Here is a 22,976-nt window from a genome sequence, read left to right on the forward strand (position 1 = left end):
GACTTCGATCGACAGGTAGATTTTTGAGAGATCTTTGCCATATGATAGAGTCCATAGGGGTGTGACTATACATGAAGAAATGGATTGGTTGTCTGGGTGCCATATGTGCCCTAATCGCCATTCTCTATATGATCTTTAGCGATCAGGATACAGGTGCCGTCAAAATCAAAGCCGTAAACGGCGTGCTTGACCTGCGAGAGCTCAAGGAGACATCGTTTGTCTCGTTAGCAGGCGATTGGAAATTCACCGGCGAAGCTTTTGTTGCCCCGACAGACTTTTCCAGTGAAGCCGAACATCTGCCGGTACCCGGTCCCTGGGCATCGGAGGTCGAGTGGGGCTCCTATCAATTAATGGTATATCTGCCGGACCACTGGTCGGGAGAGATCGGTCTCCGCGTTCGCAATATCTGGTCCGCTCACACCATCTATGTGGATGGCGTAGCCCTCTCGAAAATAGGAACCGTGGCAACAACCAAACAAGCGACAACACCGGACAATCCATCCTATGAAGCGTACTTTAAACCGGACAGCCGGCAGCTCCTTATCACCATCCACGTATCCAACTTCTACAATACGAGAGGCGGCATCGTCCTGCCGATTGATTTCGGCGACGCCGAACTGATGAAGGAAGACGTGCAGCGGGATCTGTCCCTGGAGTGGACAGCTACCTTATGTTTGCTGCTGTTCAGCATGTTCCATATGACAATCTACCTGCTGCGAACAAAGGACGAAGCCTTCTTGTACAGCGGGCTGCACTTTCTGCTATTGGCCCTGGTTATCGTGCTGCGAGGGGAACGGCTATTCATTCGGGAGTTCCCGTCGTTTCCCTTTGAGCTCTATTTTCGGCTGCAGGATACCTTTACCTTCCTGGCCTCCATCCTGCTGATTGTCTTTATCGTCAAAATGATTCCTTCCATCATGAGTCGAAAGACGATGTATCTGCTGTTTCTGCCGATCCTGGCCTATGCATTCTTCAATGCGGTTCTCCCGGCTAGAACCCTGTCGGTTACGCAGTACCCGCTCTTTTATTACAACGATGGATTAATCCTGGGCATTATTATTCGCATCTTCTATTTGACGCTTAAAAAGCGAATCAACATACGCCGAAATGAAGCAATCATCTTAATGTCCATGCTGCTGTTTCTTGCCGTATTTGCGATAAGCGCTTCATCGGACAATTTATTCTTTACCGGGCGAAATTACATGAACCGTATCGGGTTGGTCGGGTTTGTCATGACGATGAATGTTTTTCTCGGTATACGTCTGATGAACCGGGCTGAGGAATCGGAACAGCTGAGCACGAGGCTGCAAAAGGCAAACGATGCGAAGGATGCCTTCCTGAAAGTCACGACCCAGGACTTGCAGAGGCCATTGCACGATGCCATCCATCTCGTGGGAGCCATGAATCGGGAGCCCGATCGCGAGAAGCAAGGCCAGCAATTGTACTTGGCTGAGCAGCTAATGGGGAACATGGTTTATTTATTGAGGGATCTGCATGATTTTACCCGTCTTCGATTTGATGATTATGCGATCCAGCTTAAGTCCACCAATCTTCGGATGGTCATGCTTCATGTCATTCAGCTGATGCAGTTTACCTTCACGAATAAAAAAATCGCAATCCATGAACAGATTCCGAAGCAGCTTTATGTATGGGCGGATGAGAAGCGCTTAACGCAAGTATTCATTCGGATCATGACAGAGATCTCTCACGATATCGCAGAAGATCAACTGACGATTGAAGCTATACAGGTGGGCACGGATATCCTGCTTAAAGTGACGTCAGCCGGCGAATCAACGCCAGTGAATCGGGATCGCCCGCATTCTTCGGGACTCATGATGACAGAAGAACTTGTCCAACAGATGAATGGAAGCATCGCATATGAACGTTTGCAAGGCAGAATTCGCTTTACGGTCACACTGGCTTTCAGCGAATGTAAAGAGCCGGTTACCACAGCCGAATATGAATACAACCTGGAATCTGCGGCACACGCAGAAGATCGGGATCTGGGAACGCTCCTGATTGTCGATGACGATGCGATGCATGCGGAGGTCATGAGGGACATGCTGGGGGATGCCTACCGGGTACGAATCGCGTATACGGCTCAAGAAGCGCTTGATTATTATAGGAATCATCCGGAAATCGCGATGATGATCATGGATGATATCATTCCTGGCGACATGAATAGTCTGGAGCTGCTTCAACAAATCCGTACTCAGGCATCCGTAATGGACCTGCCGGTCTTAATGATGATTTCTTCCGAGTATCCCAGACATATCGAAATGATTTTCGCTGCTGGCGCCAATGATTATTTACTGAAGCCTTTTTCCAAAGAGACCTTGATGGCCCGCTTGAATGCCGCAGAACAAACGAAGCAGTCTATGCAGAAGGCGATTGAATATGAAATGGCCTTTCTGCAGACCCAAATCAAACCGCATTTTCTCTATAATGCGCTCAGCAACATCATTGCCTTTTGTTATACGGACGGGGAGCGTGCAGCCTATCTTCTAACGATGCTCAGCTCTTTCCTGCGTTATATATTTGAGACGAGCCGGGACGGACAATTCTCTACCCTGCAGAAGGAGCTGGAGATTATCGACGCTTATGTAGAGGTGGAAAAAGCCAGATTTGGCGAACGGTTAACCTTCGCTTATGACATCGACCCGTCCATTGCCGCGGAGCATATTCTGATTCCGAGTCTGCTCCTGCAGCCTTTAGTGGAGAACGCGATTCGCCATGGCCTGTTCGACAAGGAAGGTCCGGGGCATGTTCAGGTCACGGTTTCCTTGCAGGGTTCCTGCTTGAATATCCGCGTCACCGATGACGGGGTAGGCATGTCGGCCTTGCAATGCGCTCAATTAATGGGGGGAACGGCTGCCCATGCCGGAATCGGATTTACGAATGTACGTCGGCGCGTGCATGACCTATCCCAAGGGAGCCTGGAGATTGACTCCTCACCGGGTAATGGAACAACCATTCAAATCATGATTCCCGTGAAGGAGGGACAAGGGTAATGTGGAAGATCATCATCGTGGAGGATGAGAAACCGATTCTGGGCCTGCATGCCCGATTGCTTGAAACGTATGGCCCGTTTCAAATTGTAGGCTGCTTCGAATCGCCATTTGATGCGCTGCAGGAAATACCCAAGCTGGATCTGGACGCACTCGTGCTCGACATTGAAATGCCGAGAATGACGGGACTTCAGCTGGCCCAGAACTTGGTGGAGAACGGGATCGACGTGCCTGTGATCTTCACGACCGCTCACCAGCAATATGCCGTGCAGGCCTTTCGCGTGCAAGCCCTGGATTATCTCTTGAAACCGATGACCATGAATATGGTGAAGCAGCTGGATGAACGCCTTCAGAAGTATTATGGTCAGAGACCAAAGCCGATCCCTAAGAATACACTCGATGTCCAGTTATACGGAGAAGCATCCGTTATGAGAGGAGACCAGCTTGTAAAATGGCCTACCCGCTTAACGGAGGAGCTGTTTTACTATTTGCTGCTTCATGAAAATAAGTTATGCCATAAATGGAGAATCATCGATGATCTCTGGACGAACGTAGAGGAGAAGCGAGCGCTGTCCAATTTGTATAATACGATTTATCGGATGCGTCAGCTGTTGATGGAACTGGATATTCCCATCGTCATCGAGCGAATGAATGAAGGTTACATCATGAATACAAACAACAGCATCGTTGTGAAACCGAAGGAAGGGCCGGATGCCCTTCTGCTGGAATCGAAAGGATATCTGTGGGCCTACGCTTTCGAATCCGCACGATAAGCAAAAACCACATTCGCATGCGGATGTGGTTTTTGCATTTTTCAAATCCGATCTCAATATCCTCGCGAATATTCCGGGCTTTCTTTGAGATGGACGATATCACGATATCCGCTTGAATCGATTCATACACTCTCCAGGCGGTCTTTCAAGATGAGCCGTACTAAACTTACCGTTTTACCTAAGCCAAAGTTGCAGCAAAAGAGCCCAGCGTCTTTCTGCATGCAGAGAAGGATTGCAGCTCAATGCAAATCTGTGGTTCCTCATTTCTGTCCGCTTCCTGATTACGTACAATCCAGACCCCTTCATTAGCAGGAAGCACAAACAAAATATCCTCGATTGCCGTCTGATTTCCGCTGCCAATTCTTATCGTGCTTAGATTGTCCATGGTACGGGCATTGGTTTGAAAATCCTGCTGCCATTTTGCAATCAGCTGCTGCTGGTCTGATGAAAGCTCATCATGAAGAGGGGAGGCAGGGAATTCACCAGATGTCAGCTGGTTCCACAATTCTTCAGTGATCACAACCTTGGATTCGGATAAAGTCGTCCCATCGGCTATCGAAGGCTCCACTCCATAGAAACGTACAAGCTCCTCTTCCCAATCCGCCGGCTCTGTCCAGGTTAGAAAATGAAGCGTATGATTGTCAGACAAGTGATACAAATACCGCTGCTGCAGCTCGTGGATCGTCAGTACTTTGTTAGAATTCCGATCCGTAATGCCTCTCAGCATATAATTGCTGTACAGCAAATGCTGAATCATTTGCGTAATTTCGGAAGGAAAACGAACCTCTCCGTTCTCTTCATCAATCGATTCTATAAAACCTTTGGACATCAAGCTATGTGTAGCGGCCTGAAACAAAAGCTCCCATCTGTCTTCAGACAGATCTCCATAATATGCCTTCATAAGTCCTGCAGCCATTTCCTCCCCTTGATGAACGGCCAAGGCGTAACCCAGCTCTTCTAATGAAAATATATAGGTATGCTTGCTCATGTAAGCAAATCCTCCAATACAAATCTATTTCGATTCCTTTCCGTTACGGCTGATCAGCCCCCGCAGGCGCTTCATGGCAGATTGAATTTCGGTATCAGTCAACAAATAATACGTGTTCACGGTCCAGGTCTCTCTGTTTTTCAAATGAAAAATCAGCACAGGAAATTTCGGAAGCAGCCACTTCCGAATGGAAGGGCCGCTGTAGCTGATGCTTGTAATCTCCGCCCAGGCTACGGTCCGCGTACCATCTGAAATGGAATTTGGATCGTAGGTGAGAAGCTGCGTATCTGATTTCAGCGCCTTTGGCAAGCTGACAACCAAATATCCTCCAAAAAAAGGAATTCCTATGATGGCTGATGTGATACAAAAAAACTTGCGAATAAAGGAAGTGTCCATAAAAAAAGCTGCGTACAGCAGAAACAGGCAGGCCAGCACAAACAGTAAACTGCCAAGTGATTTGCCCCATGCCACGGATTTCCGATATGATATTGCGTTCATGATTTAGCGCCTTCCTGAAATTATTTGAACAGTCCGCTAATCCAGCGAACTCCTTTTTCGACCACTTTAGCTGCGCCATCACCGACAAAGGCTCCAACCGTACCGCCTACATAGGAACCGATGGCCGCACCAACCGGACCGCCAATCATCGCTCCGACGGCTCCGCCTGCTACAGCTCCGCCATAGGTGGCGGCTGTTTTTACAACAACGTTGGATGCGGCTACAGCTACTTCTTCCCCGTTAAGCTTGCCCTCACGATACTTACTGACAAGGCCGGAAGCCTCACCGATCACATTAAAGGTTGCGTTAATCGGGAATATCTTTTTGGCGATCATGCCTGGGATTTTCTTGGTAGCGATCCCATATCTACCTTTTTCCACGCCGACTATGACCTGTCTAGTCCATTGAGGAAAATTCTTAGCTTGACTAAAGCCTAGCCCAAAATTGAGACCGAATTTGCTTGCCACTCTATCAAAGCCTTTGATTCCGTTCATCATGAAGCCTGGGTTCACAATTTGGCGATTTATGCCTCTTGCCAAGTTCTTCAAGAACGTATTGTTACCTTTGCCTTTAACCCATGGAGCATTATGAATTTTGGCTCGGGACGGATTTCTAGGATCTACTCTGAGTTGTACCGTCTTGGTTAAGACTAAGGAAGCACCCACAGAGCTGTATAGGAGAGTTCCCCACTTTTCCAGATTATCTCTTGCTTCAAGCGAGCTGTCTAACACGTTCTGGGTTTGATCAATCGGATCGGCGGCCGTCCTTGCCTGTAAAGAAACTTGAGTGGAATCGGCCTCTTTAAAACGGTTGACAATCGTATGTAATTCCGTGCTGACTGAACCCACCGCTGTGGTGAAATTATCCATTTGCTGACGGGCCAGCTGGAAATTTTGATAGAATTGTTGCCTTGTCGTACCTTCCCATCCACTTTCAAGAATTTGAATCTGCTGGGTAAGGTGGCTGCAAATTTGCACCCCGATCTCCCTGGCCTGTGCAAATTGTTGGGATATCTCCATAAGTCTTTCCGGAGGAACTAATATTTTACCCATGGCACTCACCTCAACAATATACAGATTAATGTAATTATTGTAGTAAAGGTCATCCATCTTCACAAAAGGAACAAGTAACAGAATAGTAAAAAATCGTTAGGACCTTGGGACCATTTTCCTTTTCCCCATAGTCGGAGGACAGAGCCGATTACGAATTCAAACCCATATCGTTCAGTCAAAAGTAAAGTACCTTGTGCCAAATGGACTAAATAATCTTCAGTTGTCCAAATAAATCACGCTTCAAGTAGTGGAATTAAAAAAAGAGAGCTTCTAAAGCTCTCTATACGCCGTCTGCATCATCCCTTGAGCGGGCTGATCCTCTTCGTACTCATAATATTGCGATTGAACAGGTGCTTCCACTGGTACTGACGGTTGCGGATATGGCTCATCCACATACATGATTCTGCGCTGAATTTGCATCAGCCCATTTACGACGCGAAGAGCGATCCAAAAAAGAACAAGTCCAACGCCTGCGTACAGCAGATATTGCTGATTATAGGTCCAATCGATATGAAAATAACTAAACAAGCTATTCTCTAAAATATCAAGCTGCATTTCATTCATCAAAATGATATGCACGACTGGCAGAGCAATCAATCCCAGTGCTAGTGAAATCACCGTTACCATAACAACAAAGAATACGATACCCGTTACAAATCTTAGTAAAACGAGCAGCAGATTTCGAATAAATAATCCACCGTCAAAACCTCTCACCATTCGTTTCAACCAGTTCTGCCCCGCTTCTGACTGTTGATGGTTGCTATACGCTACAGGAGGATTAGGTAAACCTAAAATTTGTCTAATCAAGCTCTGTTCAAAAATCACAATCCCATTCAACAGCTTGGCTACTCCAAAAAACAGCGGTATTCCGATAAATACGGGAGTTAATCCAATGGATAGTACAATTCCCGTGATGGCCACTGTAAAATAGATAATCCCTAATGGAAGGGATAGCATTAAGTAGAGGATCGTTGCATAGGTTTTTGGATTAAAAAGCACCCAGTTCACCTTACCTGCCCGCGCCTTGGCGGTCGTTTCCATTGCCTTCATATTCAAACACTCCTTGGCTTCATAAGTCACGCTCTCAGATATACATCCATTATATCTGCCTTATTTGCCCGACATAACCGTCTTAGGGGGTATCTGAACCTAGACTTTAGACTAGGGACTGGGCTGGCTTAGATGAACTTGTTGAAGCTAGGACGCTGTTAGTGAGGTATAGGAACCGCATTATATCACTCATTGCTCGTCGAAGAATATATTAAAATTCTTTAGTGACCCCCAGTACTTTACCTTGAATATTTTTAAATGGAACGGGGCCCAAATGACGACTGTCCACACTTCTTCCCCAATGATCACCTAAGACAAATATATATTCTTTAGGAATTTCAACTTTACCCATGTTTTGTTTAAAAAAATCATGGTCTTCCTGAGTTAATTTAAAATTGGGGTCAATTTCTTTTTGTTTATCAATATACTCCTGCTCAGTTAGACCGTATTTTGCTGCCGCACCGTAAAAGCCATCAAGTTTTTTGTCATTGACATAAACCACTCCTTCTTTTATTTCCACACTATCTCCCTCACTTGCGATAAGTCTAGAAATATAATGGTCAGCTAACTTAAAATTTGGGTTATCCTTAAATTCTTCAAACTCTGGAGGTATAAAATAAACAATATCGCCCGGCTTCATAGTCGTATGGTCGATTTCCGAGTCAATTACTAACGAACCATCCTCAGCATAATGATATTCCGTTCGTTGACGGCTCATGTTGTCGAGTCTATAGTCAATTATTTTTAATACCTTCGGTTTTTCTGAATCGTTTATGCTCTCCGTGGATGTCTTATCTGTAGAACATCCCGACATTAGAAAAATCAAAATAAGACCAAGAATCCACGTTCTTCTCATCCCAGCACCTCCTGCGTCGGTACAAATCTAACATATCCTGATGCACTTACATGTAACACTAAAAAACAAAAATAGATCCTACTTAAAAGTAGAGCTATTAAATTTTCTTCACCCAATATTTTCATCTGATTTTTTTTGTATTGCTGAATTTACGAGAGACAAGCCATTTGAAATTAAGTAATGAATTAGACCAACTAATGACGTCAAAGAGATCGATATGAATCTCACATTGACACTCCAAATATTTTTGAAAAGAAAATATGACGCAAAAAATGATAAACAATATAATATTACACTTAGCAAAACTTTAAATGAAATCTTTCTAACGAAGAATCGATTTATAAGAAACGATAATATTGAGAAAAAAATAAAGAAACTCGGTAAAAATATTAAAACCATAGATATATCAGTAAACAAAGGGAAATCGTTATCGACATATCTCGGCCAGAAGACAATTATACCGATAATTGATACTGATGAAGTAAGAAACATCCAGAGTTTTAACAGACCATTCAATCATAAACACCCCCTGCTTGAAACAATAACAAGATAAATCGTAAAAGAGCATCCGACTTAAAGATGCTTCAGTACAGAGCTTAAAAAACAGCGATGGCGGCACTATTTTCAACAATCAATCTTTTTAGAAACTTCAATTCAAAACACATGTTATGGAGCCCTATTCCTCTCACTCCAGATGAGAGAATTATCACCGAACCCTATGTAGATCATTCCACCTTATACAACATAGAGCCTAACAGCTCCCTAATCCTCTGTTCTTCCCCGCTCTCGTTGGTACGGAACCTTTCTAATTCCATTCCAAATTTTTTGAAAATCTCTTCTTTTTTCTTATCTCGCTTTAATTGTTCAGGATTGTTCTCATGAAAGGCAAATCCATCAACTTCGATCGCCAGCGCTAGCGATCTGTCCAGTTTATGATAAATCACAAAATCAACAGAAGAACGATTTCGGACGAATCTGCGCTCTTCTTCATTTAACCGTTCCAGGTCGGTAAATAAATTCATCAGTAAAATCTGATTCCCTAGTTCAAAATCCTTAAACATAGGCTCCTGTAATATCTGGTCGAGCAAGGCGTGCATCAAATTCTCGCTCCGATGCCTTGATTTATTAAAGAAACGAACGCGTTCTCGAAATTCCTGGAGATTATCCGAGTATTCCTTGTATAACAAGTCAAATACAGAATGAATCTCGCTCTCCACGACATTGTTGTCCAGCGTGCTATATTCCATATATCGCATGAGATCACCCACTTCATTCCCATACTTGCGAAACGCAGATTGATCGGTTACCAGAATAAACCTCTCCTGCGCACGGGACACAGCCACATTAATCATGCAAGGATCATTAACAAACTTCATCCCCATGCCTCCTGCTCTCGTTCGGTCGAGCACTGTAGACATGATCATAACGGACTTCTCACGTCCCTGGTATTTATGGATCGTGTCGCTCTCAATGTCAGCAGTGAATTGCAGAGCCGCTTTCTCCACTTGCTTGCGATATGGCGTCACAAAGCCGATATCCGCATGCCCTGCTGCTGCTTCGAGGTACCCCAACAGAATTTCCTGTTCAATGACATCAAGTTCCCTGACATTGAACTTTCCTTTTTTGCCATGGGTTACTTCCCTCATGTGATTGCCCGGTGACGTCTTGTAGATCAATAAAGGAGATTCGGAAATCCCCGGATCGGTAAAAGCAATCAATTTGCCATCGTAATATTTCCTGTTGCAGAATTCAATAATTTGGGGATGACAGCGGTAATGCTCTCTTAACATCACTTTTGGAACGGAATCCCCGTATAAAGCCAACATGGACGACAACAAATTATGCTCGATATAACTGTAAGCTTCATCCATGTCAGGAGCCGCCTGGCTCTGGATTTTCTGTACAATCTCCTTCCCCACGATATGCGGCAGTTGCTTGGTATCGCCCACAATAATAGCTTGCTTGCAGCAGGACAAAGCCAGAGCCCCTGTCAGCAGATCAACCTGTGAGGATTCGTCAATGATGCAATAATCAAATAAGTAATTCGCAGGTATACAATTCCGCAAAGAATGCGTTGTACTAAGCATAATCGGATAGTGCTCGATAAACGTTTTAAACTTGTTGTTGTGAGTGTATGTCTTCTCATTGCAGTCCACAGCTGGACGGTTATGGTATTTCTCATGTAATCGGTGCCGAAACAGCGTTTCGGAGAACTGCTGGTGCTGATCCATTAAGGCTTGATAGTCCTGGGACTCCAATTCTTTCTCAAGCTCCTGAATGCGATCTGATAGCTCCTCAACTTTTAACGTGTAAAATTTACGCTGAACATTCAAGATGACATCCAGCCCCTGCTCTTTCAATCGTTTGAAATCCGTAAAACCATGCCTAAAGAACAACTTGAATTGGTATAGGAGCTTATATTTCCTTTTCATCTCTACAGCCAGGAAGCTGTCTTTCATAAACTCCAGAATCCGCTTTGGTGTCTGCCGGTAAAATGACAACTTCTCTAAAGGCGGGACATCCTGTCTAGCATAATAATGCTCAAAATGCTCCTGTTCAAGCAAATAGGCCGACAGCTTCTGCATAAGCTGTGCCTTCGCCCGATCCAGTTCCATCAAGCGGTGAATACGTTGATCCAAATCTTGTAGTTTGGCGTTTAACTCATCCTCTGGCAACTCACTGGACCATTCCGCTACATCCCAATTGGGTAGATTGGCAAAAAACTTTTTCTTGTTCTCTTGGTTGCCCAAACTAGCTACAAAAAAGTGGTACCCTTGCCGTTCCATCTTTTCTTGTACATTCAGAACTGCAGCGTTGTTACCGGAAACAACCGCTACCTTTTTCCCCTGCATAACCGCCAGATTCGCAAGGATGTTTAAGATCGTCTGGGTTTTACCCGTGCCCGGAGGACCTTCGATAATACTGATGGTGCTTTTTAAAGCCTGCTCAAGCGCAGTCCTTTGACTCAAATTGTACCTGAACGGGAAAATCGGTTCGCTTGTAACCGGGATATCGCTCTTTATAGGTTTTTTCTGAAGATAATGGCTCAAAGCACTATCCGGATCTACATAATGTAGTTTCGCAAATTGCTTGGCCAAAAAAGCTTCCTTGTTCTCCTGTTCATCCTCACTTTTTACATATTTTGAAATCGCGCGCCAATAGTCCAGAATCTGACGCCCTTCAGCGTTTTGGGTACTACTACTTCTAACTTGAATACGTCCACTATCGTATGTACGAATACTCCCATTGTTGAAACACACCCGAATCTTTGGCCCGAAATCTAGCACCCGTTTTACATTATAAAAAGGATACTCATCGTTAAAAACAGCCATATCCTCCGTTATGTCCTGAACGGTCGGCGTCAGTAACTGTATATCATTGAGTTGATACGGATAAGCCTTGGAAGAACCTTTATATATAATCCTTACTATTGGAGGATCTATTTCATATGAAGATACATCCTGTGTCTTGTCATCACCTTTAACGATGATCATAAATCTCTCTTGGTCCATGGCAGCCTCTTTTGTATGTATAGTCGATGTTATATACAGAGGTTTCTATAAACTGGGGGAATATTCCTGCCGCGCTGAGGAATTTAGAGCGAAGATACCTTATGGGAGCTGTATGCGTTATGAAATTCGTTTTGCTATATGCGGGGTAGGGTGATAGTCAATATTTTGCGGTATAAAAAAAGACACTGTTCGTGTCTTTACGGCAGTTCTATGAGTGTTCTTACTAATCACACGATCTCAGAGTACACCTCGATGATCATCGTCGCTCCCAGTCTAAAACCATCAGTAAAAGAAGCAACCATTTCCAGTCCTTGGACTTGTCGATATAAATCTAATAACTCCTCAAGCTCATGAAAATCATCATCGGAAAGCCTCTTCTTCCAAGCATCCATGGACTCGGATATTTGCCGGCTCAATTGGCGATACTGAGGATCGGTGGAAACAGCCTTCTCTACAGGATTCAACTGTCCGTAATATAGGGATTCCAGGAAGCTTGGCATGGGATTCTCCTTCCTTTGTACTTAAGACTTTGAATGATAAAGTTAGCGTATCATATGTTATTGCAATATGTGGTACGCTTATACGTAGTGGGTCTATTTTTTACTGCACTGTTTTATAATTTTTCTACAGAATGTCTATTTTTTTCAACGCTTTGTTGACTAAAGTGTACACAAGTAGTAATATTATGGTAACAGATCTCGCCCCGCCAATCAGTCTAGACTGATTGGCGCTTAGGGCGAGCCAATTTTTTATTAGGGGCTTTTTTATGACTTCATCAGTTGGAATAAAGCCGGCTCTTACACATCAAGAAATGATTTCTCTTTTTAAAGATCGTGGAATGATCATTGAAGATGAGGAAAAAGCAATCGAGGTATTAACAAGAGTTAGCTATTATCGCTTCACCGGATACGATCTGACCTTTAAAAAAGATAATAAATATGCTGAAGGTACGACCTTCGAAAAAATCCATCGCCACTACGAGTTCGATAAATCACTTAGATTGATGTTGATGGAACTAATCGAATACATCGAAATCTCTATTAGAACACAGCTAACCTACATGATTGCTCATGACTATCCGGATTTAGGGTACAGAGATCCACACAACTTTGTGAACGAAGAAAAACACCAGCGATTACTGGAGATTTTGGATAATGAATTAAACAAATCAAATGAGTTGTTTGTAAAGCACCATCGCGAAAATCGAAATGGAGTTTTTCCAGTTTGGGTTGCTTTAGAGATGGCCACATTCTCTAACCTTGTGGAGCTTCACAAAAATTTAAGAACTGATGACCAGATCAAGATATCCAATCAGTACAATTTACACAATACAGTACTTAAAAATTGGCTTATCATTTTAAAAATACTAAGAAATCGTTGCGCACATCACAGTAGACTATTTAATAGTTTGATTATTACAAAGCCAAAAATACTCCGTACAGATAAACACTTAGACTTACAGGAACATCATCTATACACACAAATATTTAATATGAAGTACCTTATAAAGGACCATACACTTTGGAATTCCTGGGTCACGCGTCTAGAGGCATTGATTGAACAGTATGATGATGTCGATATTAATAGAATGGGTTTCAAAAAGAAATGGTCAACCCTACTAAAAACAGTCTAAGGCTCCAATATTCGGGGCTTTTTCTTTTGCCTATATACCCAAGTACAATACTTTTAAGTACAATATGGGAGGTTTACCATGAGCAGCTTTATACATTCAGATTAGTACAAATCGGCAATCTGAGGAAGGCTCCTATTGGGAAGCATAACATGACATTCTAATAGAGCTGCTAAAGAAGAAAGGCATAGAGGCCGTAACTAAACCGGCTAAGTCGTAGGTCTGGCTATCGCTTCCCTGACGTTAAAACAAAGTCGGGTGAGCGCATGTTTGCAACCAGCGCCGTTAGAACTGAAATGATTGCGCTTGAAGATGGAAGCTTTGGCCAGATGCCTATGCGACGCTGATCAATGAAGAAGAAGCGTGAATGAAATAAGTTCATGCTCATTCCAGTATTAGGACGATCGGTACATAATTGAACTACAACTTATTCCACAAGAGGATCTTTCAATGAGCACAAACCAACCAGACAAAAGATCAATTAACACGGAGAAAAACTTGATGAGACAACCGTGAACAGCCAGGAATCCCACGGAAGGATGCTCCTTTTAAAAAGATTGCAAATCCGCTGCATGATATAAATTTGACTATAGGATTAACGCAAGCTTCCGACTCGGATAACCCCCATATAAACAGCTAATTTAAAACTCGAATCCAAACCGCGTCCCCCGTCTCATAGTTGACCGCAACAGCTTGGATTCTTCATGCTTCCCATAGGTCTGCACTTTACACTGTCACCCACGTCAAAGCCAGTTGTACTGCAGCGCTTGGTGGGAGCAATCATCGAGTCATCCTCAGACAGCAGGTGATCGATTTCATCTTCTTCCACTTGTCGCTTTAGTCGCGGACAAAGGAATCGTTTCGAAAATGAGCCTGAGTTTCTTTATCCGCTATATATGTTGTTTTAATGAAGCGGAATTCATCATTTGTGCATAGCACTTATTCCACACACACACTCATCGTATGTCCTAATTCAATATTATTCACGGCTCTTACCACATTTGGATTCTCATACTACCTCAATACCCATTAGGCCTTTAAGTTTGGCGTAATGTTAATTTGTTAATTACATTTTATATAGATGAATTATCGTTTATATAAGCTTGCACATGTGCTTTCAATTTTAATATTCGACTATTGTAGTCATTTAATATGCTCTGCATCCTTTTTCGCTCTTCTACATTCCCTGGAGGGTCTAATCCTTTAATAATATCATTTACGTAGTTGATTTCATTAACATACGCTTTCATTTTGGTCTTTCCATTATATCTCTTTTTGTATCCATCTATTTCAAGTAATGCCTCTAACAACTTCTTATTAGGATCCAATAAAAAGTTCTTAATTTGCCCATTGCTGGCATTATGAATAAATGAATCATTTTTAAGATCCAGTATCCCTACTAAATTTTTTTCAATCTTAGCTAACATTGTTGTTCTTATCAACTCTAATGTATAATGTTCTACTATCTCCGGTTTTGTTCTGGATAAGGTATCTAACCATTTGATTAAATACGATAATATGGAGATGGAGTATCTATCATTCTTTAAGTTTTCTTCAATCTCAGAGTGTGGGTAGTAGCTAAATATCTTTACTCTCAAAGAGACAAAGGAGCAACTTTTGTTCATTTTACGGGCAAGCTTTCTAAACGAACATTTTTCCCAATATATCCACATATCATAAGTATGTTTAGCCCATTCATAAACACTCCAATCTGATTTCCCCCCTTGTACAGAACCAAGTCTTTCTTGTTCTTCCTCTTTAGTTTTAGGAGCTTCCACCAGATATATGGGTATCTTCTTATAGGATAATTTTTTGGCTGCGTACCATCTTCGATGACCCGATAAAATGACGTATTGATCACCTTTTTGATAGCAAGTGATAGGTACCTCCCACCCTTTTTCTTTTAATACCCGCTGTATTTCATCTGTCTTAATCGCATTATTGGTTCGTGGATTTAGTGGATTAGGGATAACGTGCTTTATATCTGCCATAATAAAATCGAGGAACCCCCTCATATTATAATCCCCCCTTTAACTCAAGATTTTTTATAGTGATTTCTCCCAATATCTTATCCAACTCGCTCATTATTTGCTGAGCTTCTTTTAGATCGTTCCATTCTATCTTTTTTAAGGCCTCTACTGATTCGTCTAACAGTTGATATATTTTACTGTCATTACGTTCTTTTTTCGCTTTTTCTATAGTCAGTTCAATTTCTGATTGTCGCAATGTTTTAGTTGTATCCGAAAGAAATGAAAATATCTCTTCAGGGCTAGCATTGCATACAAAATCTCTATCGTTGGCGATACGGCTACTAAAACACTTATTTTCGTATTTCGTTAACATCTGTGTTCTGATGAACTCTTCGGTTATTGATTTCACAAAATCCGGTTGATATTTTTCTAAACGCTTGATCCATGTGAGGATATAATCCAGCATCGAAATCGAATACATTCCATTCGTTAACTTGTCCTCTATCTCAGCACGTTGGTAATATTTATAAACACGAATTTTAGCTGCGATCTTTGATTTGGGAACGCCTATTTTTTTTGCGAATTCGGTATAGGTTATCCCTCCAGCATAGATCCAACGGTCATAAATATTCCTTGCTGATTCATATGGGGTCCAATCGACCTGAATACTTTGCAAAGACCCTAGCCGGTCCTTCTCCTCTGCTTTACTTGCTGGAGGATCTACAATAAATACAGGTATCTTTTTAAATCCCAATTGTTTGGAGGCATACCATCTGCGATGACCGGCCAATAAGATATAATAGTCCCCCCTCTTATAACACGTCACCGGTTCCTCCCATCCTTTTGACGTTAATGTTTCTTGCAATTGTACTGTTTTGACTGCGAGATTCTTTCTTGGATTACTGGGACTGGAACTAATTAACTCGACCTTCACCCATTCAAAGTTCTTCTTCTCACCATCCTGCAACTTCTGGCCACCCTCTTCCAACGTTGAAATTTGCATCAGTAAGTCCTCGTTTCTATCGAAGATTGTCTGTTTATCGAATCCGCATTTTTTTAGTATCTCATCCATAGTTTCTTTCAATTCAATAGCACGCATACCGCAATGCTCGATTATATTTTCTCTGCTATATCCGTTAATTAACATCAACGATATTTTTTGCTCTATTTCGGAAAATCCACTTTGACTTTCGATCAGAAATAGCTCGTCCTCATTTCCCTCAGCCGCCACTTTATCAATGACTTGTTGCTCATCATGTTGTTTTTGGTTTGTAGTGGCTGGTTCATACAAATAAACCATACGGCGAATTAATATAAAATGCAGAGCATTTACAGCCATGCCATAGGAGCAACCTAGTGCTTGGGATATGTGGTAAGGCGACTGCCCTAGGAGATCCCTTCTTTTTATCTCTAGTATTAGACTGTTTATTTTTTTGCTTGGTCGTATGTAATTAAAATGTTGTATCGTAAATTCTATCATTCTACCCTTTACGAATTTATAGGCGTAACGCCAGAAAAACTCCTTACCTTTATTAAAATCATATTTTGGATATGCCTCAATAAGCCCTAAATAACCTTGTTGTATCAGGTCTTCTAGGAGCCATTTATCATATAACATTCTAACATTCATAAATTTATTTACTGTTCTTTTTACGTTGTTAGCATATCTTTCTATGACGTCTTCAATTGTTGTTTCCATGGATTGAGGTTGATACAAAATGCTACCCTCCTCTCATGTAAGCATCTTTATTACAATTATAATTTAATATATCGTTAGAAATCTCTCATTCGCCAAAGGTTCCAAACATTCAACAACGATGTACCTATTCTGACAAGATTCCTTTTTAGATAGATCCAGGGGTATGTGACAGCGTTCCCACTGAAGTTTGGCCCTCATCCTGGTCTATATGCGATAAGCGATAACACCCGAGTATGTTATTAAGCTTAAGCATTGTAAAAAATAATATCGTTCATAGTCAAAATTAAAGTCTATTGTTTTCAGGAAAAGTCAACGCTCGGTTGATCAGATAGTTGTAAATTAACCGCGCAAAGTATTCTCTAAAGAAGGTGATATCACCAAGACCTAAAGACGACACCATACAAAAAAATTGAGGAAATTAGTGAAAGTAATAAATTGCTAGAGGAGAAGTATGGTCTTTCAGGGTTGCCTACTACGAAACCAGATATTCTATCCAATGCATCTATACAATCTGGAACTCGAATTTCATATAGGAAATCATTAAAGCCAACACAATAAAAGACAAAGACTCTCCATTATATGCAAATACTTTAATTGTTGTATCTGGAATTAAGGGTTTTAACGAAGTCTTTTGTAAAATCATGAGTGGTAAGAGGTTAGAGTGGCTTAGAAAATCTCAAATACTTAGTCGTTTATGTAGGCAAACCTATTTCAAATTACACATTATGCTCCCATAGAAAGCTTTCAAGTACTCAATAATAAAAAGTATAAATTCATGTTAGGAAAACCATTTGGACTAGGTCCTGTATGCAAACTCTGACCCTATAATTTGGGTAATTAACAAGTATGATGAGACGATATGAAATACGTGACGACCAATGGGAAAAGATTAAGGACCTACTGCTACCGGAACGAAAACCACAAGGAGGGAGACCCCCGAAAGACCATCGTCATATGCTGAATGCCATGTTATGGATTGCACACACCGGTGCCTCTTGGCGGGATTTACCGGATTACTACGGCTCTTGGTCCAGCGTTTACAGCCGATTTCGCCGCTGGCAAATCGCCGGCATTTGGGACAAAATCTTAGAGCATGTCTCCATTGAACCTGATTGGGAAAGCGTCATGATTGACGCGACAATTGTCCGTGTCCACCAACATGGATCAGGAGCAAAAGGGGGGCCTCAAGCAAGCAATAGGGCGTTCTCGTGGCGGACTAACCACCAAAATTCACGCCGCGGTTGATGCTCTAGGTAATCCCCTGCGCTTTAAGCTGACAGGAGATCAATGCCATGATTCGGTAACCGGCTACAAAATGTTAAAACAAATGGATCTAACGAAAAAACAGGTGTTGGCTGATCGAGCGTACGACACCAATCAAATTCTTCATTTGTTAGAGCAGCGATCAGCTACGCCTGTGATACCCAGTAAGAAAAATCGCCGCAAACCAAGAAAATGGGATAAAGAAATTTACAAAGAACGGCATCTCATTGAATGTTTTTTCAATAAAGTAAAACATTATCGTCGGTTGGCGACTCGCTTTGATAAGTTAGCAAGCTCGTTCAAGGCTTTTTTAACGCTGGCATCAATTATGATCTGACTCGCTTAGGTTTACATACACGCTCTAGCTCAACCAATAGAATTATCAGAGCACGATTACACAGTTACAATAAGCTTTAAATACAACTTTAGAGCATTTAAAAAAATCTAAATATTTATATGAGTTGTCGCACTGGTAGCATAAATAGTTTTCAGAGAGACAGCAAAAATCCACAATCTTAATTGATTGTGGATTTTAAGTATGTATGGAGGCGAGGGGAGTCGAACCCCTGTCCGAAGATAACGACAACACAAGCTTCTACGGGTGTAGTGACAGATTTGATGTCACCCTAGAGACTCCCTGTCACCGGATTCCCTTCAGGTCAGCCTGATTGTCTTCTTCAGCTAGCCCCAGGCGGAGACTAGACAGCGTATCCCACTAAAGTTGAGCCCTCATCCCGGTACATGGGCGATACAGAGCGAGAGCACGCTCACAGGTTATTAAGCTGCGAAAGCGTAGTTGTTTTGTTGTTTGCCGTTTAATTGGCTTTAGCGTTGATGAAGTGGACGCGTCCCCACTACCCGCTACTCATGCCCGAACTATCCCCGTCGAATCCAAAAACGCCCCCTTAAGTTGGAGAAATGCCAGTGCTTCGCACCTGAGCGTTCCTGCCAAAAAGGGCTATCGGATTAAATCAAAGAATGTATTCCGTCATAGCAGTCAATCTATTGCGCATTCTTTCCCTCCAAGAAAGGAAGACGCAGGCTGTATGCTGATTGTCAAAGATCTTATTGATCTCTCTTACATCACTTAGTATATCACATTTTATATCAAAATGATATATACATTGCAGGTAACACAGCTAAAAGCTGCCAACCAGCTATAATGCTAAATTCAAGCATGTTGACGCAACTCTTTTATACAGGAATCAAAATCATACTTAGCTTTCATTACCTAATGACACTTACCCTAATTACCCATTACCGTTACCTTGCAATCTTCTGCTTCTCGCGCAGCGCACGCTGGATATCGCGCTGTGCATCCTTCTTCGCAGCATCGGCACGCTTGTCATACTGACGCTTACCTTTACCGAGGCCCAGCAATAACTTCGCATAACCGTTGCGGATGTAGATCTTCAGCGGTACAATCGCGTAGCCATCCTGCTTGGACAATCCCAGCAGCTTGCGGATCTGCTCCTTATGCAGCAGCAGCTTCCGTGTACGCGTAGGGTCCAATGGATTGTTACGGTTCCCCTGCTCGAACGGGCTGATATGCATGTTATGGATATGAATCTCGCCATTCCGAATGGTGGCGAACGCGTCTCCAATATTGGCACGGCCGTTCCGAATGGACTTGATCTCCGTTCCGGTCAGGACCATCCCGGCTTCATAGGTATCCTCGATGAAGTAATCATGGGAAGCTTTTTTGTTCTGGGCCAGAACCTTCCCGTCACTTTTCTTACCCATGGTCTCACCCCTTGTCGTCAACAATGTTTATGAAAAAAGGACTTCCGGCAGACCGCCAATATGCAATCTCACCAGAAGTCCATTGTATCAAACGTCTGCCTCCAAAAGCAAGGCGGGGCAAGCTTCTCCAGCAATAGATGGGAAGTGGAACCTTACTTTTTCTTCTTGCGGACAAAAGCGGCTGTACTGTTCCCGCCCTTGTTCTTCCGCTTGCGGCCACCGCCGCCTCCAGCAGAGCCATTGCCATTGCCGCCGGAGTTACCTCCACCACTGACACCGCCCGGTGTTGCTCCGGCTCCGATGAAGATGCCGCTGCCCGACGTCTTCTTGCGCCGGTTCTTGCCACCGGCGCCGCCTGAGCTGCGGGCATTGCGGTCAAAGCCGAGGGCGCCGCCGCCCGCGGAGGTGTAACCGCCTTTGCCAGAGCCAAAGGCGAAGTTCGACGCCTGCGACTGCTGCTCGCCCGTCTCGGCAGCAGCTTCACCGCCGCCGCGCTTGCCGCGCCCGGCGGATGCGCCATCGCCGCGGCCACCCTGGCCGCCGGCACTGTCATTGCGGCGCCCGCCTGGCGCGCCGCCTTCACCCGGGCCGCGCTTACCACCGCGGCCCTTGCCCCCGCGGGCTGCGCCATCGCGGGCACCAAACCCGCGGCCGCCGTTGCCGCCGCGGTCGCCTTCGCCGCGCCCTTGACGGCGCGGCTTCATATCCACCATCTCAAAATCGATGGTGTGGTCGTCCATGTTCACCTTCGCCACGCGAACCTTCACATCATCACCGATGCGGTATACCTTCGAGGTCCGCTCCCCGATCAGCGCCATATGGCCCTCATCGAAATGATAATAATCATCGGTCATCGCGCTGAGACGAATCAAGCCTTCAACCGTATTCTCCAGCTCAATGAACATGCCGAAGCTGGTCACGCTGCTGATAATGCCTTCGAATTCTTCACCGACCTTATCCAGCATGAACTCCGCTTTCTTGAGGGCTTCCGTATCCCGCTCGGCATCCACCGCCACACGTTCCCGTTCCGAGGATTGCTGCGCAATGTCAGCCATCCGGCCGGACAGATGCTCGTGGCGCTTCTCATCAAGCGCACCTCCGCTCTCCAGTACTTCCCGGATGACCCGATGAATAACCAGATCGGGATAACGCCGGATCGGAGACGTAAAGTGGGAATAATACTCTGCCGCAAGGCCGAAGTGGCCCGTGCTCTCCGCATCGTATTTCGCCTGCTTCATCGAACGGAGCATCATCGTGCTGAGCACGGTCTGCTCCTTCGTGCCTTGAATATCCTCCAGCAGGTTTTGCAGGGCGCGCGGATGGATCGAGTTGCCCCGTCCCTTCACCTGATGCCCGAAATTGGCCGCGAACGCCATGAAGTTTTGCAGCTTCTCCTGATCCGGGTCCTCATGGATCCGGTAGATGAACGGCACCTTGAGCCAGTGGAAATGCTCAGCCACGGTTTCGTTGGCGGCCAGCATGAATTCTTCAATGATCTGCTCGGCAATGGAGCGTTCTCTTTTGACGATATCCACGGCTTTGCCGTTCTCGTCCACGATAACCTTGGATTCCACAAAATCGAAATCCACCGCGCCACGGCGCATCCGGCGATTCCGCAGCTTCAGCGCCAGCTCGCGCATCAAGCGGAAATCCTCGACGAGGTCACTGTAGCGCTCGATCAGCTCGGGATCCTCATCCACCAGAATTTTGCGCACATTGTTGTACGTCATCCGTTCCTTCGTGCGAATAACACTGGTGAAGATGTCGTGCTTCACGACCTTCATCTGCTCGTTGAATTCCATCTCGCAGGACATCGTCAGACGATCCACCTGCGGATTCAAACTGCAAATCCCGTTGGACAGACGGTGCGGAAGCATCGGAATCACCCGATCCACCAGATAGACGCTGCATCCACGGTTGTAGGCTTCCTTATCCAGCTCAGAGCGCTCACGCACGTAGTAGCTGACATCGGCAATATGAACGCCCAGACGGAAGTTCCCGTTCGGCAAACGTTCTACATTCACTGCGTCATCGAGATCCTTGGCATCTTCGCCGTCAATCGTCACAATGTTCAGCCCGCGCAGATCGCGGCGGCCCTGCTGTACAATCTCATCTTCCGTAATGGAATCCGGCGCTGCATCCGCCTCGGCCAGCACTTCCTCCGGAAAACCCTCCGGCAGCTGGTGCTTGCGGATAATGGACAGAATATCGATGCCCGGATCATCCTTGTGACCCAGAATCTCCACAACTTCGCCCTCAGCCGCAGCTCTTCCTTCCGGATAGCTGACCAGCTTCACCACAACCTTCACGCCATCAACAGCACCGTTTATGGCATGCTTCGGAATAAAAATATCCCGGTTGATCCGTTTGTCATCCGGCAGCACAAAGCCATAGGCTTCATGGTTCTGGAACACGCCGACCACTTGCGTCACAGCGCGCGTCAAGATACGGACAACTTCGCCTTCCATTTTGCCGCCGTCGTTATGTTTGGAACTAATCTTGATTAAGACGATATCTCCGTTCATGGCACTCTTGAGATCATTGGCATGAATGTACACATCCGGGTGCTCCCGGTCGTCTGGAATCAGAAAAGCAAAGCCCTTCGCATGGGCCTGCAGACGTCCGCGCAGCAAAGACATCCGTTCCGGCACGCCATAGCGCTGGGTGCTCGTCAGGATGATTTTTCCGGATTGCTCAAGCTCATTCAGCAGCTTCAGAAACTCCCTGAATTCATGGGCGTCTTCAATCGCGAAATGTTGTTCCAATTCCTGATACGTCATCGGTTTGTATGCAGTTTCCCGCATAAAGTCCAGTAAAATTTGTTCAGTTATCATGATTATCACCTCGGGGAACCTGCAATTTCATCGTTCCTCTATCCATTCTTTACCTTCATATACACATACCCTAGTATACACGAAATTAATCTGCGGTATC

14 protein-coding genes, 1 other RNA gene and 1 pseudogene are annotated in these 22,976 nt (G+C 44.3%); 4 read left to right on the top strand and 12 right to left on the bottom strand.

The window, feature by feature from the left end; genetic code table 11:
- Positions 1–71 precede the first annotated feature (71 nt).
- Both B9D94_RS27045 and B9D94_RS27050 read left to right on the top strand, forming a co-directional pair.
- A complete protein-coding gene (locus B9D94_RS27045) occupies positions 72–3,011 on the top strand; it encodes a histidine kinase (RefSeq protein WP_148248434.1) in 2,940 nt (979 codons plus the stop codon).
- Complete coding sequence (locus B9D94_RS27050; RefSeq protein ID WP_006207678.1) at positions 3,011–3,781, top strand: response regulator; 771 nt, start codon at positions 3,011–3,013, stop codon at positions 3,779–3,781. The genes B9D94_RS27045 and B9D94_RS27050 overlap by 1 nt, the downstream gene beginning before the upstream one ends.
- Positions 3,782–3,959: 178 nt before the next feature.
- On the opposite strand, the gene B9D94_RS27055 is transcribed toward B9D94_RS27050, so the two are convergent.
- From B9D94_RS27055 to B9D94_RS27085, 7 genes are all read right to left on the bottom strand, one after another.
- The gene (locus B9D94_RS27055) at positions 3,960–4,769 is read right to left on the bottom strand and encodes a hypothetical protein (RefSeq protein ID WP_036636386.1); all 810 of its coding nucleotides are present in this window, start codon (positions 4,767–4,769) and stop codon (positions 3,960–3,962) included.
- A gap of 24 nt (positions 4,770–4,793) precedes the next feature.
- Positions 4,794–5,267 carry a DUF5381 family protein gene (locus tag B9D94_RS27060; RefSeq protein ID WP_036636381.1) on the bottom strand — a complete coding sequence of 158 codons (474 nt, stop codon included), beginning with the start codon at positions 5,265–5,267 and terminating at the stop codon, positions 4,794–4,796.
- 20 nt (positions 5,268–5,287) lie between these two features.
- Complete coding sequence (locus B9D94_RS27065; protein ID WP_036636379.1) at positions 5,288–6,319, bottom strand: WXG100 family type VII secretion target; 1,032 nt, start codon at positions 6,317–6,319, stop codon at positions 5,288–5,290.
- 270 nt (positions 6,320–6,589) lie between these two features.
- A complete protein-coding gene (locus B9D94_RS27070; RefSeq protein WP_148248435.1) occupies positions 6,590–7,369 on the bottom strand; it encodes a sensor domain-containing protein in 780 nt (259 codons plus the stop codon).
- Between the two features lie 211 nt (positions 7,370–7,580).
- The gene (lepB, locus tag B9D94_RS27075) at positions 7,581–8,225 is read right to left on the bottom strand and encodes a signal peptidase I (RefSeq protein ID WP_148248436.1); all 645 of its coding nucleotides are present in this window, start codon (positions 8,223–8,225) and stop codon (positions 7,581–7,583) included.
- 725 nt (positions 8,226–8,950) lie between these two features.
- Positions 8,951–11,737, bottom strand: a complete 2,787-nt coding sequence (locus B9D94_RS27080) for an AAA domain-containing protein (protein ID WP_148248437.1) — start codon at positions 11,735–11,737, stop codon at positions 8,951–8,953.
- Between the two features lie 227 nt (positions 11,738–11,964).
- Positions 11,965–12,237, bottom strand: a complete 273-nt coding sequence (locus B9D94_RS27085) for a DUF6809 family protein (RefSeq protein WP_148248438.1) — start codon at positions 12,235–12,237, stop codon at positions 11,965–11,967.
- A 266-nt stretch (positions 12,238–12,503) separates the two neighbouring features.
- Here B9D94_RS27085 and B9D94_RS27090 point away from each other — a divergent pair, with 266 nt between their 5' ends.
- Positions 12,504–13,370 (top strand): Abi family protein, encoded by an 867-nt coding sequence (locus tag B9D94_RS27090; RefSeq protein ID WP_148248439.1) that lies wholly within the window; start codon positions 12,504–12,506, stop codon positions 13,368–13,370.
- A gap of 1,070 nt (positions 13,371–14,440) precedes the next feature.
- Here B9D94_RS27090 and B9D94_RS27095 read toward each other — a convergent pair.
- The gene (locus B9D94_RS27095; RefSeq protein WP_148248440.1) at positions 14,441–15,382 is read right to left on the bottom strand and encodes a ParB/RepB/Spo0J family partition protein; all 942 of its coding nucleotides are present in this window, start codon (positions 15,380–15,382) and stop codon (positions 14,441–14,443) included.
- A 1-nt stretch (position 15,383) separates the two neighbouring features.
- Positions 15,384–17,054 carry a ParB N-terminal domain-containing protein gene (locus tag B9D94_RS27100; RefSeq protein WP_148248441.1) on the bottom strand — a complete coding sequence of 557 codons (1,671 nt, stop codon included), beginning with the start codon at positions 17,052–17,054 and terminating at the stop codon, positions 15,384–15,386.
- An 828-nt stretch (positions 17,055–17,882) separates the two neighbouring features.
- On the opposite strand from B9D94_RS27100, the pseudogene B9D94_RS27105 reads away from it, so the two are divergent.
- Positions 17,883–18,636: pseudogene (locus B9D94_RS27105) on the top strand (IS5 family transposase).
- A 203-nt stretch (positions 18,637–18,839) separates the two neighbouring features.
- Here B9D94_RS27105 and ssrA read toward each other — a convergent pair.
- From ssrA to rnr, 3 genes are all read right to left on the bottom strand, one after another.
- Positions 18,840–19,204: a transfer-messenger RNA gene (gene ssrA / locus B9D94_RS27110) on the bottom strand.
- Between the two features lie 358 nt (positions 19,205–19,562).
- Positions 19,563–20,042, bottom strand: coding sequence for an SsrA-binding protein SmpB (gene smpB, locus B9D94_RS27115; protein ID WP_148248442.1), 480 nt, complete (start codon positions 20,040–20,042; stop codon positions 19,563–19,565).
- Positions 20,043–20,194: 152 nt separating this feature from the next.
- On the bottom strand, positions 20,195–22,876 hold the full coding sequence (gene rnr, locus B9D94_RS27120) for a ribonuclease R (protein ID WP_148248443.1): 2,682 nt from the start codon (positions 22,874–22,876) through the stop codon (positions 20,195–20,197).
- Positions 22,877–22,976: the final 100 nt, after the last annotated feature.

Source organism: Paenibacillus sp. Cedars (assembly GCF_003184205.1).
Classification (GTDB): domain Bacteria; phylum Bacillota; class Bacilli; order Paenibacillales; family Paenibacillaceae; genus Paenibacillus_AQ; species Paenibacillus_AQ glucanolyticus.